Raw genomic sequence first — 2,013 nt, 5'->3', positions numbered from 1 at the left:
CACATCCTCCTTCGTCACCCTCCCGCCGGGGCCGCTGCCCGGCACTGTGCGCAAATCAATCGCGTGCTCGGCGGCCACTTTCTGCGCGACTGGGGTCGCCATCACCTCGTTTGCCGGCGTTGGTGCAGCGACCGGCGCTGCTGCCGGCGGCGCCTTCGGCAGGGCGCCGGCCTCGATCGTGCCCAGCAGATCACCGATCGCTACCGTCGTCCCTTCGGGGCAGGCAATGCTCGCCAGTACCCCGCTCTGGTCAGCTGCCACTTCCAGATTGACCTTATCGGTTTCCAGTTCGACCACCGGCTCGCCGGTAGCGACTGCTTCCCCTTCGCGCTTCAGCCAGCGCGCGACCGTCGCCTCGACAATTGACTCACCGAGCGACGGTACTCGGATTTCGTATGCCATGTCGTAACCTACCTCTACTTATCTATCGTGACCTAGGATGGACTGTTCCCATACTGTCATGATATGTGCTCAAGCGATTGCTGCGCAGCTGCGACTCCGCTTCCCGTCTGTCATTGCGAGCCGCCGGAGGCGGCGAAGCAATCTCCCGCGAGCACGGCCTACATCCTCTCAGGCATAGATTCCGCTGAAGCAGGAGATTGCTTCGGGGGCTGTGCCCCCTCGCAATGACAGATAGCCCATGTCATTGCGAGCCGAGCGTAGGGACAGAGCGTTGCTCTGTCCACGCGAGGCGAAGCAATCTCCCCCACCAGCGCCCAGCACCCGCTCAGGCATACGTACATCCCCTACCGCGCCAGCGACTCTTCTCCGGTCACCGCCGGCGTAGGCGCTTCCGGCAGGTCAGTCACCGCTTCGCGCAGAATGCGGGCCTGCTCGCGCACGTGACTGCTGTGCAGGCCCTCAGCGGGGCTGGCTGACTCGGCCCGGCCCACGTAGCGCAATTTCACGCCAGCCGGCAACAACTGCTGCAATCGCGGCCAGACGAATGTCCAGGCTCCCATATTCTGCGGCTCTTCTTGCAGCCAAACCACCTCGTGCAGGTTAGGGTAGCGTTGCAGCGCTGCGCGCAACTCTTCCGCCGGGAAGGGATAAAGTAGCTCTAGTCGCAACAGATCGGCTCTGCCGCCGGTCTTTTCCCATTCGGCGCTCGAGATCAGATCGATCGCCACCTTCCCTGAGCACAAGATCACACGGGTCACACCTTCCGGCGCCGGCGCTTCAGCGCCCAACCCCAACACCGGCTGGAAGCGGCTGTCGGTCAGATCGCGCAACGATGAGCTGCTGCGCGGGTGGCGCAACAAACTCTTGGGGGTCAACACGATCAGCGGCTTTGGATCGGCGTACAGCGACGCGGCCTGATAGCGCAGCAGGTGGAAGTACTGCGCGGCGGTCGTGCAGTTGGCGACGCGAATGTTATCGTTGGCCGCCAGTTGCAAAAACCGCTCAAGCCGAGCGCTCGAGTGTTCGGGGCCTTGGCCTTCGTAACCGTGCGGCAACAGCATCACCAATGAAGGGTTCTGGCCCCACTTGGCATGGCCGCTGACAATAAACTGGTCAATGATCACCTGCGCGCCGTTGGCAAAATCGCCAAACTGCGCCTCCCACAGCACCAGCGTGTCGGGTGCGTGCGAACTGTAGCCATACTCAAAGCCCAACACTGCTGCTTCTGAGAGCGGGCTATTATAGACGGCAAACGAAGCGCGCGCCTGCGGGATCGCGTGCAGCGGAATGAACCTTGCGCCGGTGACGACATCGTGCAGCACTGCGTGACGATGGCTAAAGGTGCCGCGCTCGCTGTCTTGGCCGGTCAGCCGGATGGGGGTGCCATCGGCGAGAATGCTGGCAAAAGCCAATGCCTCGGCATGGCCCCAGTCGATGCCATTCTCTTCGTAGATCGCTTGCCGGCGGCGCTGCAACGCGCGTTCGAGCTTGGGATGAACGGTAAAGTCTTCAGGCCGGTCGAGCAGCGCTTCATTGAGTTCGAGCAACGTCTTGGCCGAGACCGGACGGGCGAAGATCGGCGGGCGGCGCGGCGGCAGCGGGTTGGCAGGC

1 protein-coding gene and 1 pseudogene are annotated in these 2,013 nt (G+C 63.1%); both read right to left on the bottom strand.

What is annotated here, in order from left to right; translation table 11 throughout:
* Positions 1 to 402 (bottom strand): biotin/lipoyl-containing protein (locus U9R81_RS19970; protein ID WP_322497158.1); only part of this gene is annotated, 402 nt, incomplete at its 3' end.
* Positions 403 to 746: 344 nt separating this feature from the next.
* Positions 747 to 2,013 (bottom strand): annotated as a pseudogene (locus U9R81_RS19965) (2-oxoglutarate dehydrogenase E1 component); the annotation flags it as partial.

It is taken from the genome of Chloroflexus sp., from assembly GCF_034435895.1.
Classification (GTDB): Bacteria; Chloroflexota; Chloroflexia; order Chloroflexales; family Chloroflexaceae; genus Chloroflexus.
Note: the sequence above shows the minus strand (reverse complement) of the source record. Positions and strands in the feature narration are given on the sequence as shown.